Source organism: Novosphingobium sp., from assembly GCF_039595395.1.
In the GTDB taxonomy this organism is placed as follows: Bacteria; Pseudomonadota; Alphaproteobacteria; order Sphingomonadales; family Sphingomonadaceae; genus Novosphingobium.
Window position 1 is genome coordinate 1,494,176 of the sequence record NZ_JBCNLP010000001.1, and the last position, 14,446, is coordinate 1,508,621.

General features: G+C 64.7%; 9 protein-coding genes. 4 read left to right on the forward strand and 5 right to left on the reverse strand.

Annotated features, from left to right (window positions below):
* Window positions 1–84: 84 nt before the first annotated feature.
* On the forward strand, window positions 85–1,563 hold the full coding sequence (locus tag ABDW49_RS07120) for a GGDEF domain-containing protein (protein ID WP_343610743.1): 1,479 nt from the start codon (window positions 85–87) through the stop codon (window positions 1,561–1,563).
* A 3-nt stretch (window positions 1,564–1,566) separates the two neighbouring features.
* On the opposite strand, the gene ABDW49_RS07125 is transcribed toward ABDW49_RS07120, so the two are convergent.
* The 4 genes from ABDW49_RS07125 to ABDW49_RS07140 all read right to left on the reverse strand — a co-directional run bounded on the left by ABDW49_RS07125 (window position 1,567) and on the right by ABDW49_RS07140 (window position 6,752).
* Window positions 1,567–3,201: a glycoside hydrolase family 28 protein gene (locus tag ABDW49_RS07125; RefSeq protein WP_343610745.1), complete on the reverse strand. Its 1,635-nt coding sequence runs from the start codon at window positions 3,199–3,201 to the stop codon at window positions 1,567–1,569.
* 124 nt (window positions 3,202–3,325) lie between these two features.
* The gene (mmsB, locus tag ABDW49_RS07130; protein ID WP_343610747.1) at window positions 3,326–4,195 is read right to left on the reverse strand and encodes a 3-hydroxyisobutyrate dehydrogenase; all 870 of its coding nucleotides are present in this window, start codon (window positions 4,193–4,195) and stop codon (window positions 3,326–3,328) included.
* Between the two features lie 11 nt (window positions 4,196–4,206).
* Window positions 4,207–5,757: a CoA-acylating methylmalonate-semialdehyde dehydrogenase gene (locus ABDW49_RS07135; RefSeq protein ID WP_343610749.1), complete on the reverse strand. Its 1,551-nt coding sequence runs from the start codon at window positions 5,755–5,757 to the stop codon at window positions 4,207–4,209.
* A 194-nt stretch (window positions 5,758–5,951) separates the two neighbouring features.
* The gene (locus tag ABDW49_RS07140; protein ID WP_343610751.1) at window positions 5,952–6,752 is read right to left on the reverse strand and encodes an IclR family transcriptional regulator; all 801 of its coding nucleotides are present in this window, start codon (window positions 6,750–6,752) and stop codon (window positions 5,952–5,954) included.
* 360 nt (window positions 6,753–7,112) lie between these two features.
* On the opposite strand from ABDW49_RS07140, the gene ABDW49_RS07145 reads away from it, so the two are divergent.
* Window positions 7,113–10,040 (forward strand): TonB-dependent receptor, encoded by a 2,928-nt coding sequence (locus ABDW49_RS07145; RefSeq protein WP_343610753.1) that lies wholly within the window; start codon window positions 7,113–7,115, stop codon window positions 10,038–10,040.
* A gap of 60 nt (window positions 10,041–10,100) precedes the next feature.
* Here ABDW49_RS07145 and ABDW49_RS07150 read toward each other — a convergent pair whose 3' ends face one another.
* A complete protein-coding gene (locus ABDW49_RS07150; protein ID WP_343610754.1) occupies window positions 10,101–11,294 on the reverse strand; it encodes a rhamnogalacturonan acetylesterase in 1,194 nt (397 codons plus the stop codon).
* A 130-nt stretch (window positions 11,295–11,424) separates the two neighbouring features.
* Here ABDW49_RS07150 and ABDW49_RS07155 point away from each other — a divergent pair, with 130 nt between their 5' ends.
* Together ABDW49_RS07155 and ABDW49_RS07160 are read left to right on the forward strand one after the other, a co-directional pair.
* On the forward strand, window positions 11,425–12,990 hold the full coding sequence (locus tag ABDW49_RS07155; RefSeq protein ID WP_343610756.1) for an alpha-L-arabinofuranosidase C-terminal domain-containing protein: 1,566 nt from the start codon (window positions 11,425–11,427) through the stop codon (window positions 12,988–12,990).
* Window positions 12,990–14,444: a glycosyl hydrolase family 28-related protein gene (locus tag ABDW49_RS07160; protein WP_343610758.1), complete on the forward strand. Its 1,455-nt coding sequence runs from the start codon at window positions 12,990–12,992 to the stop codon at window positions 14,442–14,444. The genes ABDW49_RS07155 and ABDW49_RS07160 overlap by 1 nt, the downstream gene beginning before the upstream one ends.
* The last annotated feature ends 2 nt before the right edge of the window (window positions 14,445–14,446 follow it).

Sequence of the window (14,446 nt, forward strand, 5' to 3'; positions counted from 1 at the left end):
GGGCAAAGGCCCCATGGCCCATGCACCTTTTCGTTACCCCTTGCTGCTAGTCGAGGCAGACAGGGGACGGGATAGGCTGCAGGCATGGATGTATCTTCACCGCTGATCCATGACGGTGCCGGATCGGTGCTCCGAAGCCGATCGGCCGAATGGTGCCTTCCGGCGTTGCTGCTGCTGGGCCATGGCCTGCTGTCGCAGCTCTTCCCGTCACGCGGCGAGACGATCTCGCTGGCCTTTCTGATGTTGATCCCTCTGGTGACAGCCCTTGTCTGCGTGAAGCGCGCGCGGGAGAGCGGCACGCGGCGCTGGATGATCTTCGCAGCGGGGCTGATGCTGTGGTCTTGCGGCATGCTCAGCAATCTGCTGGTTCGCCTGATGCTGGGCCATGCCAATGACGAATCCAGCCTGAGCCTGCTGTGCTTCGTGCTGTATGGCGTGCCGCTGATCTTCGTCACCGCCAGCCCCGCCGATGAAAGCTGGCCGGTGCGGCTGGTCGATGCGGCGCTGGCGCTGTCGCTGGGGCTGCTGTTCTTTGCCTATATCTTCAATGTCGCCACCATGGCGGGCACCAATCCGGAAGGGCTGGCCAGCCTGCTGCTGATCCTCGATCTGGAAAATCTGTTTATCGCGCTCTTTGCTCTGGCCCGTTTCTGTGCCAGCCGCCGCGCTGCCGAGCGCGAGATTTTCGGGGCGCTGACCCTCTTTGCCTTCCTCTATATGGCGGCGGCGGGCTTTATCAATCACACGCAGGAAAGCGCCGAATATGGCGGGCTGGCCGATCTGGTGATTGATCTGCCCTTCGTGGGGCTGATGCTGACCGTGGCGCATATCCGGCGGCGTCCGGGCCGCAACGCCGAAGTGCCGCTGCGGCTGGAGCGGATCGTCCATGCGCTCAGCCCGCTGATGCTGCCCGCGATGCTGCTGGCGGTGGCCTCGGCGCTGCTGCGGCGGCATTCGGACTGGGCGGTGGCGGGCTTTGCCATGGCCACGCTGGTTTATGGCCTGCGCAATGTGCTGGCCCATCTGCGCAATCTGGAGGAGCGCGACCGGCTGGAAAATCTGGCGCAGATCGACGCGCTGACCGGTCTGCCCAACCGTCGCCTGTTCGACGAGACACTGCAGCGCGAATGGGCGCGGGCGCGGCGCATGAATTATGGTCTGGCGCTGCTGATGATCGACATCGACCATTTCAAGCTGCTCAACGACACGCTGGGCCATCCCGAAGGCGACCGTCGCCTGCGCGAGGTGGCGCGTGCCCTGGCGGGCTGCGCGACCCGTGCCTCCGATCTGGTGGCGCGTTATGGCGGCGAGGAGTTCGTGGCGATCCTGCCCGCCAGCGATGCTGCTCAGGCCGGGCGTCTGGCCGAGATCATGCGCACCGCCGTCTTCAACCTCGACCTGCCATCCCCTGCTCCGAGCGGGCGGGTGACCGTCAGCATCGGGGCAAGCTGGACCGCCATCCCCGAACCGGAAGGCTGGACCCAGTTGCTCGGCAGCGCGGATATCGCGCTGTATGAAGCCAAGAGCGGGGGGCGCAACACGATCCGGCTGAGAGATGCGTGAAGGTCAGCTTTCCACATTGATCATCTGCATCGCCTGACCAAAGCGCGGTTCGACCGAGACCTTGTCCAGCTTCAGCCCACGGATGTTGCAGGCGAAGAGGCCATAGACCCCCTTGGCGGTGACATTCTCCAGCCTGATGCCCTCCAGCGGGCGTTCGGGCAGGCCCGCCAGATAGATGGCATGGCCGCCCACCGTCTCCAGCGTGATGTTCTGGAACAGCACATTGCGGATCAGTGCCGTGCCCTCGTCGATGGGCTGGGGCGTGTGGAGGTCGGGCTCGGCCACGCCGTAGAACTGGTCGACATAGAGCGCGCCGCGGAAATAGCGGCCATCGTGATGCTCGGTGCTGTGGTTGACCAGGGTGCAGTCGCGATAGGTGATGTTCTCGATCACATTGCCGCGCGGGCGAGGGGCCTTCACGCTGGCGATGCTGAAGGTGTTCTCGAATTGGCAATCCTCGACCAGCACGTCGCGCAGGCCGCCCGCCATCTCGCTGCCCATCGCCACGCCGAAGCCGCTGGTGAAGCGGCAATGGCTGATGCGGACGTTCTGCGTGGGGATGCCCACTGCGCGCCCCGGCGCATCACGGCCCGATTTGAGCGCGATGCCATCGTCCTGACTGGCGATATGGCAATTGACAATGAACACGTCGCGGCAGGAATCCGGGTCCAGCCCGTCGCCATTGACCATGCCGGGGTAGGGCGTGCCCGAGGCGTCATATTTGGTATGGATGCTCACACCGTTGACGGTGAGGCCGGTGCAATAGACCGGATGGACGCACCAGAAGGGCGACTGCCTCACGGTGACGCCTTGCAGATAGACGCCATCGGTGTCGCGGATGGAGATGACGCGGCCTTTCCCGCCTTGCTGGGCTGCGTTCTGGCTTTGCCTCAGGGCGATGCCGTTGCCGTCGATGGTGCCTTCGCCGGTGATTGCGATGTCGTGCCAGCGCTGCCCCTTGGCCTCGGGCGTGCCGATCAGGCTGGCGTGGCAGGGTCTCTCGATGCCTTCATAGCGGTAGGTGATGATCGGATAATGGCTCGCCTCCGGGCTGCCCAGCAGCAGGGCGCCCTTGTCGAGATGCAGCGTCATCGCGCTTTTGAGGAAGAGCGCGCCGGAGAGGAAGGTGCCAGCGGGGATCCTCACCACGCCACCTTGCGGGCAGGCATCGATCGCCTGCTGGATGGCCTTGGTGTTGAGGGTCTTGCCATCGCCGATGGCGCCGAAGCGGGTGATGTCGAGCGTGATGGGCTTGGGTTTCGTTGCCAGTTGCAGCACATCGCTGCGCAGCACGCTGCCCGAGGCAAGGCGGGCGCGGATCTGGAAATCATGGAGCTTGCCCGGCTCCAGCCCATGCAGCGTGTGATCGGTATGGGGTGTGGTCGCCACCAGCCTTGGGCCCAGATGGACCTCATAGCTCTCGACCGACAGCCCGGCAGGCTTGTCCCACAGCAGGGCGATGCTGTCGGCAGTCTGGGCGGCGGGAGGGCTGATCAGATTGAGCGCAGGCGCGCCATCCTTGCCGAGGCCATAGGTGTGGGGTTTAAAGACGGCAGGCCATGCCCGTCCCGGCAGGGCCAGCGACAGCCCCGTCGCGGCGGAGCCCAGCAGCAGGGAGCGCTTGTCGAATGTCGGCATCGCCTTGTTCTCCCCGCTCCGGCATATGTGCCGAATGCAACACAATGTGAAATACTATCTCACATTGTGTTGCATGACTCGGGGTATCGAGCAAGGGAAAGCGATGGTTTTCGGCGCTACCTTCTCAGAAGGTCTTGATCAGCGCCGAAAAATCCTCGCCGCCATGGCCGCCTTCGGCAAAGGCGGCGTAAAGCGCCTCGGCCTTTTGTCCCATGGGGACGCTGGAGCCCGCATCCTGCGCCGCCGCCAGGGCCAGCCGCAGATCCTTGAGCATCAGCGCGCTGGCAAAGCCGCCCTGATAGTCCCGGTCCGCAGGCGTCACCGGCCCCACGCCCGGCACCGGGCAATAGGTGGTGAGCGACCAGCACTGGCCAGACGCCTTCGAGGCAATGTCGAAGAAGGTCTGCAGATCCAGCCCCAGCTTTGCGGCCAGCGCCAGAGTCTCGCAGGTGGCGGCCATGCTGGCGCCCAGCAACAGGTTGTTGCAGATCTTCGCGGCCTGGCCGGTGCCGCTGTCTCCAGCATGGATCACCGTCTTGCCCATGGCGTTCAGCAGGGGGGAGGCGACGGCGAAAGCCTCTTCATCCCCGCCGACCATAAAGGTCAGCGTGCCTGCCTGAGCCCCGGCGATCCCGCCCGAAACCGGCGCGTCGATCATGGCATAGCCGGTCTCCCGCGCCTGCCTGGCCACCTCGCGCGCGGCGGCGACATCGATGGTCGAGCAGTCGATCAGCAGCGCGCTGGTCGGCGCATGGCCGATGATGTCGGCGCCATAGACCGCGCTGACCGTCGCGCCATTGGTCAGCATGGTGACCACCGCATCGGCCTGAGCCACCGCCTCGCGCGTGCTGGCCGCGACAATGCAGCCCGATTGATGCGCATGATCCAGCGCCGCCTGCGAAAGGTCGAAGGCATGAACCTCATGCCCTGCCTTCACCAGATTGGCCGCCATCCCTCCGCCCATATTGCCAAGGCCGATAAAACCGATCCGCATGATGGTTCTCCTTAGCTCATGGTGGGGATGATGAAGGCGTTGCCGCCCTCGGGCGTGCTGTCGGGCCAGCGCGCGGTGACGGTCTTGATTTTCGTCCAGAAGCGCACGCCTTCCATGCCGTGCTGGTTGGTGTCGCCAAAGGCGCTGCGCTTCCAGCCGCCGAAGGTGTGATAGGCCACCGGCACCGGGATCGGGACGTTGATGCCCACCATGCCGACATTCACCCTGGCGGCGAATTCGCGCGCGGCATGGCCGTTGCGGGTGAAGATCGCCACGCCATTGCCATATTGGTGGCGGCTGGGCAGGGCCAGAGCGCTCTCGAAATCGGGCGCACGCACGATCTGCAGCACGGGGCCGAAGATCTCATTGTGATAGGAGTCCATGTCGGGCGTCACATGGTCGATCAGCGTCGGGCCGAGGTAGAAGCCTTCCTCATGCCCCTGCAGGGTAAAGCCGCGCCCATCGACGATGATCTTCGCGCCTTCTGCCGCGCTGCGCTCGATCCAGTCCTCGATCTTGCCCTTGTGCTGGGCGGAGACCACCGGACCGTAATGGGCGGCAGGGTCGAGGCTGGTGCCGATCTTCAGCCCCTCGATGGCGGGCAGCAGCGTGTCGATCAACCTTTCGGCGGTGCCTGCGCCCACCGGCACCACCACGGGCAGCGCCATGCAGCGCTCGCCCGCCGAGCCGAAAGCCGCGCCGACGATATCGTCCACCGCGCGGGGCAGATCGGCGTCGGGCATGATGATGCCGTGGTTCTTGGCGCCGCCCATCGCCTGCACGCGCTTGCCATTATGCGCGCCGCGTTCGTAGACGTAATGCGCGATATCGGAGGAGCCCACGAAGCTGACCGCGCCGATGGCGGGATGGTCGAGGATGGCATCGACCATCTCCTTGTCGCCATGCACCACCTGCAGGATGCCCTCGGGCAAGCCGGCCTCCAGCATCAGCTCGGCGAGGCGCACGGGGACCGAGGGATCGCGCTCGCTGGGTTTGAGGATAAAGGCATTGCCGCAGGCGATGGCGGGGGCGAACATCCACATCGGGATCATCGCGGGGAAGTTGAAGGGCGTGATCCCAGCGCCGATGCCGACGGGCTGGCGCATGGAATAGACATCGATGCCCGGCCCGGCTCCCTGCGTGTATTCGCCCTTCAGCGCATGGGGGATGCCGCAGGCGAACTCCACCACCTCAAGGCCGCGCTGGATGTCGCCCTTGGCGTCGGCGACGACCTTGCCATGCTCGCTGGCCAGCAATTCGGCGAGCGACTGCATGTCGCGCTCGATGAGTTGCTTGAAGGCGAACATCACGCGGGCGCGGCGTTGCGGGTTGGTGGCGGCCCAGGCGGGTTGCGCCGCCAAAGCCTGCTTGACGGCATGGTCCAGCAGCTTGGCATCGCCCAGCGCGACCTGCGCTTGCAGCGCCCCGGTCGAGGGGTTGAAGACCGGGCCCTTGCGCGTGGCCGTGGTGTTTGCGCCATGCACGGCGGCTTTGTCGTTGGCGCCATGCACGGCGCCCTCGCCGGGTGTACCCCCGGCGATCAGATGATCGATGAAACGCATGTGGCTCCTCTCCGCTCGCGTCGTTTCACATATGTGTTTTATCGCGTTGCCATGGGTGGCCGGGTGATTCCCCCGGTCTGGCAACGCTTGATGCGCAGAGGTGTGCGCCCCTTATCGGCGCGAGGCAAGCGGGGAGATCATCGATCCACCCCGCAAGATATTCAAAAACCGTTCGAAACAGGGCAGGGCCCGGTTCAGCGGTCGGGGCGCCAGCCGATCGCCGCACTCACCTCCTGAGCGCATTGCCGCACGCCTTCGGCCAGATCCTCGGCAATGTCGTCGGTGAGATAGGTCGCGGCGCTGGCGATGCTGATCGCCACCACGATCGCCCCGCGCGCATTGCGCACCGGCGCCGCGATCGAGCGCACGCCATCGCCCAGCTCGCTGTCATGGCGGACCAGTTCGTCGGCCTTGTAGCGGCGCATGCGCTCCAGAAAATCGGCGATCTGCTCGTCGCTGACGGCATCGGCATGGGCCTGCTTCCACAGCTTCTTCCAACTCGCCTCGGTGTCGTCGAGCAGCAGCGCCTTGCCCAGACCCGTTTCCGCGATGGGGCGGCGGTCGCCCGGCGCCGTTGCCACGCGCAATCGCTGGCGCCCGGTGATGCGGTCGAGATGGCGCGACCAGTTGCCCTCGCGGTTGCCGATGAAGACGCAGAAGCCGGTGCTGTTCGACAGCGCCTCCATGCGGGGGCGGGCGATGCGGACATAATCGGTCTGCTCGCTGGCCGAGGCGCCCAGTTGCAGCAGCTTGGGCCCCAGCGTGAAGCCCTCGGGCGTGACAGACAGGTAATCGCGCATGCGCAGCGCATGGGCCAGGCGATGCGCGGTGGTGCGGTTCATGTTCAGCTTGCGCGCCAGATCGGCGGCGCGGATCGGCTTGTCGATCACCTCGTCGAGAATGTCGAGGGCGCGCATCAGCGTCTGGGCGCCCTTGATGGTGGTTTCGCTGCTGTCCCCGGCCTCAGACTGGGGGGAGATGTCTTTGTCGCTCATGGTGGCGGATATAGGGCGTTTCTGCGGGGACGGCAATCGGGCTGAAAATGCGGCGGTGCGCGCTATGTGAAATGCTGTCACGCAAAGGAGGCAAAAAATATCTCCTGCAACGTCAACAGTTTCACATTTGCGTTCCTCAATGTGAAATCATGTTGCAACATATGCGTTGACATCGCCAGATTTTCATACCTATTCATGGTGATGCCGGACTGCCGGACGCGACTCAACAGGGGGGTACGCGCCGGGGGCAAGGCCATAAAAGAGGCCATAAAAATGGAGGATGTTTTGGGGCAATCGACACAGGGGGGATTCCGTCCATCCACCGGCCGCCGGGCCATGACAGGCCTGACGATTTCCCGTATGGCGCCCATTTCACGCATCGCACTGGTGATCGCCGGGCTGGCCGGCAGCACCGTGCTGGCCGCACCGGCCATGGCGCAGGACAAGGCCGAAGCGCAGGCTCCGGCCACGGCGCCCTCCACGGTGAGCGACCGTGATATCGTCGTCACCGGCTTCCGCTCCTCGCTGACCGCCGCGCTTCAGGAAAAGCGCGCGTCGGCCGCCGCCATCGATGCGATCAAGGCCGAGGATGTCGGCAAGTTCCCCGATTCCAACCTTGCTGAATCGATGCAGCGCGTGCCGGGCATCGCTCTGGCCCGCGGCGACGGCGGCGAGGGCAAGAACATCGCCGTGCGCGGTCTTGGCGCCGCCTTCACCCGCGTGCGCCTCAACGGCATGGAGGGCACGGCGCAGACCGGCTCCTCGGACATTTACGGCGCGGGCAACACCGGGCGCAGCTTCGACTTCAACGTCTTCCCCACCGAAATCTTCTCCGAACTGGCGGTGCGCAAGACGCCCTCGGCCGACGTGGAAGAAGGCTCGCTGGGTGCCACGGTCGATCTGAAGGCCCCGCATCCGCTCGACTTCCACAAGAGCTTCGTCGCCACCATCTCGGCCAAGGGCGTGTGGAACGAGGTGAGCCGCAAGGTCGATCCGCGCGTCTCGCTGCTGATCTCCAAGCAGAACAGCGATGGCACGCTGGGCATTCTGGGCACCTTCTCCTACAGCCACCGCAACATCCGCGAGGTCGGCTATTCGGCGGTGAACATCCTGCCGACCTATGTGAACGGCGGCTTCTGCTCGCCCATCGGCGTCACCCCGCAGAACCCGGCGACCAGCGCGCTCAAGGGCACCGATGCCGCCAATTGCTCCACCGGCAATCCGCGCACTGGCAGCGTTTCGGCCTACAATCAGATCCAGTCGCTGACGGGGCCTTCGGGCTTGCCGGGCGGCGGCGTGTTCTTGCCGCGCATTCCGCGCTATCTGAACTCGGTGCAGGATGCCACGCGCATGGGCGGATCGCTCTCGCTGCAGTGGAAACCCGATGACCGCACCGAGATCGTCATCGACGGTCTGTTCAGCCGCTACAAGGTCACGCGGCACGACAATTACATCGATGCGCTCTCCTTCGCGCGCAACGGCAGCAACAATGGCCAGCCGATGACCTCGGTGACGGACATTCAGCTCAAGTCGAACGGCTCGCTGCTCTATGGCGCGTTCAATGGCGTCGATCTGCGTTCCGAGAGTCTGGTGGACCGCTTCACCACCACCTTCGGTCAGGCCAACATCACGCTGCATCATCAGTTGAGCGACAGGCTGACCGTCGATGTGATGGGCGGCTGGTCCAAGTCGATCTTCGACAATCCCGAGCGACTGACGGTGAACCTCGACGCCATCGACGCGCCCTTCTCGATCGATTTCCGGGGCGGTGGCTCCATCCCGGTGCTGAAGTACGGCATCGATGTCTCGAACCCGGCCAATTTCTCCTATGCGCCGGGCAAGGCCGACGGCACGGTGCTGGGCAATTTCAACACCCGCAACTGGTACGTCACCACCCGAAACCTGACCTATGACACCAGCTTCACCTGGGCCTGGAGCGACCATTTCAAGCTGAAGTTCGGCGGCCAGTTCCGCGAAAGCGCCTTCAAGAACCGCGTGCTGGGCATTGCGCCCGCCAATCAGGCGACCACGGCGCTGCCGGCGGGCGTCAGCACCTCGGCCTTCACCTATCAGATCACCGGGCTCAACACGCTGCTCAATCCCGGCGCGCTCTCCAGCTTCACCGCCACCGATATCGAGAAGTGGAAGCAGGCGGTCGGCTACAACAGTTTCACCTTCTGCGGCATCGAATGCGGCAATGGCTCGCCCGAGGTGCGCGAGCAGGAGCTGGGCGCCTTCGTGATGCAGCAGTTCGACCTGCCTGACAGTCTGCCCATTCCCATCCGCGGCGATGTGGGCGTGCGCTTCGTCAACACGCGCCAGCATACGGTGGGCTATATTCCCACCGCCACCACCGGCGGGGCCTATCCCACCGTGGCGATCCCGGCGATCGTCGACCGGCAGTACTCCGACTGGCTGCCCTCGGCCAACATCGTGCTGGAGCTGCGCCCCAGCCTGCTGATGCGCCTGTCGGCCGCCAAGGTGATGAGCCGCCCCGAACTGGCGGTGCTGCCCTCGGGCGGTTCGGTCAATGCCACGACGCGCACGGCGAGCATCGGCAACCCCTATCTCGATCCGATCCGTGCGACGACCTTCGATGCCGCGCTGGAATGGTATTTCCGCCCCGGATCGCTGCTGTCGGTGGCCTATTTCCACAAGCAGATCAGCACCTATATCCAGTCGGTCAACACGCTGGTGCCCTATACCCAACTGGGTCTGCCCAACACGCTGCTGCTCAATTCCAACACGCTGCCGACCGATCTGTTCACCGTGACGCGTTCGGTCAACACGCCGGGCGGGCCGCTGAACGGTGTCGAGGCCAATCTGCAACTGCCCTTCACCTTCCTGAAGGGCTTTGCGAGGAACTTCGGCCTGCTGGCCAATTACACCCATGTCGCCTCGCGGGTGAATTACGTGCTGCAGAGCAGCGCCACATCGACGCTCTCGACCACCGCCAATCTGGTCAACATGTCGCCCGATACGGCCAGCGGCACCTTGTTCTATGAAAACAAGCTGTTCAGCATTCGCGGCACGGTCAGCTATCGTGGGCCCTTCATTCGCCAGATCCCCTCGGGCGCCAATGACAGCGACATTCTGGGCAACCATGGCACGACCTATATCGACGCCTCGGCCAGCTTTAATCTCAACAAGATCGTGAAGCTGACGGTCGATGTCCAGAACATCACCGACACGCATAACGTGCTCTACATCGACAGCGGCCGTCAGGACCCGCTGTTCGACACGCGCACCGGTCGCACCATTACCTTTGGTGTGAACGCCAAGTTCTAAGATCACGCTCCCTGCGTGGAACTATGCCGCCGGGAGGCAACTCCCGGCGGTTTTTTGTCGTCAGTTGCCGAGAGGGCGTTGGCTGGAATGCGCGGCGCTGGGCGCGATATCGGCCTGTTCGGGATGCGCCGGATCGAAAGGCGCCGAAGTGATATGCCGCGCCAGAGCGGGCAGGGCACCGCGCAACTGATCGGCCACGATGCGCGCGGCCATCCATGCGCCCCAATTGTCGTAATGGGTCTTGTCGCGGCCTTCGTCGTTGAACATGGCGGGCGCGTGTTCCGGCCCCAGAGCCTCGTACAAAATGACGCTGGCGCGGTTGAGATCGACCAGCGGAATGTTCTGCTCTTTCGCCAACTCGCGCATCATCCTGGGGTAATCGCCCAGCGAGGGCACGATATGGCCCTGCGCATCGAAATTGCGCCGCTCCGGGCTGGTGACAAGCACAGGCGACACGCCGCGCCGTCGCGCCTCGGCGATATAGGCGGCGAGGTAAGCGCGATAGGTGGTGCCCGCCTCGGCATAGGTCTGGGGCCAGTTGGCCTTCTGATCGTTATGGCCGAACTGGATCATCAGCACATCGCCCGGCTTCATCAGGCTGAGCGCTTTGTCCAGCCGCAGATCGGCAAGGAAGGATTTGAGCGTCGCCCCGCTCTCGGCATAGTTGGCGACGGCGATCCCGTCATCCAGCATGGCGGGCAGGAACTGCGCCCAACTGCCGGTGGGCTCGGTGGGATGGTCGGCCACCATGGAGTCGCCTACGGTGAAGATGGTGGGCACCTGCGCCGGTTCCACCTTCACCGAGCGGACCGCCGCGCCGGGACCCAGCACTTCAAGCGTCAACCTGTCGTCCCAATTGCGCTGCGCGGCCTGCGCCGGGGTGAGCCGCACATGATCCCCGCCCGGCGCATTAAGCGGCACCGCGCCGAGCGTGGCATTATGCACATGCACCACAAAGCGCCTCACCACATGCTGGCCCTTGGTGCTGGCAATGCGGTCGAGCATCAGGCGGCGGTTTTCGGCCTTGATGGTGGTGGTGCCCGCATGGGCATCGCTGCCGATATCCACCGTGACCAGCCAATTGCCCTCCGCCACCGGCAGGGAGAGCGCGCCATCGCTTTCGTACCCTCCGGTCGCCGCGTTCCATGGCGCGGCGGGCGCAATCGCCTGCTCGCCGGGCTTGGCCGGGCCGTCCAGTCGCCAGAGGCGCGGCGGCGTCTGGGCATGCAGCGATGTGGCAGTGATCGACAGCATGGCCGTCATCATTCCTGTGGCGAGCTTGCGGGTCAAGGTCATGCGATGACTATGCAATACATACACTTGATTTTCAATATACGTGACAGCATACCTATATATGAAAATAAATCCTGGAGAGGGGAACCCCATGATTCGTCCTGCCTCACGCTGGATGGCGCGCCTTGCCATGGCCTTGATGCTGGGTGGCAGCGCTCTGGCCTCCACGGCCCAGGCGCAGAGCGAGACCACCGCCACGCTCCACGCCGATACGCCGGGCCCGGTGGTGGACCGCCATATCTTCAGCCAGTTTGCCGAGCATCTGGGCTATGGCATCTATGGCGGCATCTGGGTCGGCCCCAATTCGAAGATCCCCAACATCAAAGGCTACCGCAAGGATGTGGTCGAGGCCTTGCGCGCGCTGCATGTGCCGCTGGTGCGCTGGCCGGGCGGCTGCTTTGCCGACGAATATCACTGGCGCGACGGCATCGGCCCGCGTGCCAACCGCCCGGTCCGCATCAACACCCATTGGGGCGGCGTGACCGAGCCCAACAGCTTCGGCACCCATGAATTCATGGACTTTGCCGAGCTGATCGGGGCCGACGCCTATGTCTCGGGCAATGTCGGCAGCGATGCACCCTCGGCCATGGAGGAGTGGGTGCAATACATCACGGCTCCCGAAGGCGCTCTGGCGCAGGAGCGGGCGAAGAATGGCCGCAAGGAGCCATGGAAGCTGCCCTATTTTGGCATCGGCAATGAGCTGTGGGGCTGCGGCGGCAATATGCGGCCCGACGATGCCGCCGGGATCACGCGGCGCTATGCCACCTTTGTGAAGGCGCCCTATGGGGTGAAGATCCAGAAGGTGGCCAGCGGCGCCAACGGCCCCGACACCAACTGGACCGAAGTGATGATGCGCGAGGCCGGCAAGCAGATCGACGGCATCGGCCTGCATTACTACACCGTGCCGGCGGGGCCCAAGGGCTCGCGCTCGGCCACGGCCTTTACCGAGACTGACTATGCCGCCACCATGGCCAAGACATGGAAGATGGAGGAACTGCTCACCACGCATTCCGCCGTCATGGACAAGTATGATCCGGCCCGCCGCGTCAATCTGGCGGTGGACGAATGGGGCATCTGGACTGATGTGGAGCCCGGCACCAATCCCGGTTTCCTCTATCAGCAGAACTCCTTGCGCGATGCCCTGCTGGCGGCGGTGAACATCAACATCTTCGTCCACCATGCCGAGCGCGTGCGGATTACCAACATCGCCCAGATGGTGAACGTCCTCCAGTCGATGATCCTGACCGATGGGGGCAAGATGGTGCTGACCCCAACCTATCACGCCTTCGACCTCTACCGCCCATGGCAGGATGGCACGGCCCTGCCGCTCGACCTGCCCAAGACATGGTACAACCGCGAGGAATGGACGGCGCCCGCCGTGACGGGCTCTGCGGTGCGCGGCAAGGATGGCGCGGTGCATGTGGCGCTGGTCAACATCGATCCCAGCCAGCCGCACCATCTTGAGATCGCGCTGACCGGCGTGAATGCCGCGCAGGTTTCCGGGCGCATTCTTACCGCCGGGCGGGTGCAGGATGTGAATGATTTCAGCACCCCTGCGCGTGTTGCGCCCGCCGCCTTCACTGGGGCGACGATCCGCGATGGCAAGCTCTCGCTGGATGTTCCGTCCAAGGCGCTGGTGGTGCTGGATCTGCGCTGATGAAGCGCTTCGATGTCACCGCTTATGGCGCTGCCAACCATGGGCAGAGCCTGGCGCATCAGGGTATCAACACCGCGATCCGCGCCGCGCATGAGGCGGGCGGGGGCGTGGTGGTGGTGCCTGCGGGGCGCTACCTCTGCTTCTCGATCCGGCTGGCCAGCGGGGTGACGCTGCATCTGGAGGCGGGCGCGGTGATCGAGGCTGCCGATCCCGCGCAGCATGGCGGCGCTTACGATCGGCCCGAGGACAATGGGGAGCAGCTCTATCAGGACTTTGGCCACAGCCATTGGCACAACAGCCTGATCTGGGGCGACAACCTCACTCAGATCGCCATCACCGGGCCGGGTCGTATCGAGGGCAAGGGGCTGACCCGCAACGGCCCCGGATCGCGCTGGCGGGCGCAGTCGGGTGAGCGGCCCCTCTCGATGCAGGGCATGAGCGATACGCAGGTCGCCGCTCTGGAAACGGACCACGCCGGGATGGTCGGGCTGGGCAACAAGGCGATCGCTCTGCGCGCATGTCGACAGGTGACGCTCTCGGATTTCACCATCGACCGGGGCGGCCATTTCGCCATTCTGGCCACCGGCTGCAGTGATATGGTGCTGCGCGACCTGACCATCGACACCCAGCGCGACGGCATCGATCTGGACTGCGTGCAGCGCTGCGTGGTGGAGCATTGCCGCGTCAACAGCCCCAATGACGATGCCATCGTCATCAAGACCAGCCTTGGCCTTGGGCGGATCATGCCCAGCGAGGATATTGCGGTGCGCCATTGCACGGTGTCCGGCTTCGATCCGGGCACGATGCTGGATGGCTCGCATGGGCGCACGCAGGAACTGGCACCCGATCAGGACCATGTGACAGGCCGCATCAAGATCGGCACCGAAACCAACGGCGATATCCGGCGCGTGCGCATCGAGGACTGCCACTTCCAGCGTAGCCGGGGCCTCGCCATCGAAAGCGTCGACGGCGCCGTGGTGGAGGACATCGCCGCCCGCCGCCTGACCATGGAAGAGGTCACCACCGCGCCGATCTTCCTGCGGCTGGGGGCAAGGCTGCGCGGGCCTGCGGGCACCAAAGTGGGCGCGATGCGGCGCATCCTGCTGGACGGGATCACCGCGAGCGGGATCAATCACCATTTTCCCGCCGCCATCGCCGGCTTGCCCGGCCATCCGGTGGAAGAGGTGACGATGCGCAACATCCATCTCACCTATCAGGGCGGCGGCACCACTGAAGATGCCCGGCGCCAGCCCCCCGAGGTGCCCGATGCCTATCCCGAACCCAGCATGTTCGGCACGCTACCCGCATGGGCGCTGTGGCTGCGGCATGTGCGCGGCCTGACCATCGAGAGCTTCCACGCCGGCCACGCCACGCCAGACGCCCGCCCGGCTTTGATCCAAAGCGATGTTGAAGGCCTCTCCATCGCTGCTTCCCCTCTTTTTGACCCTCGCTAGGA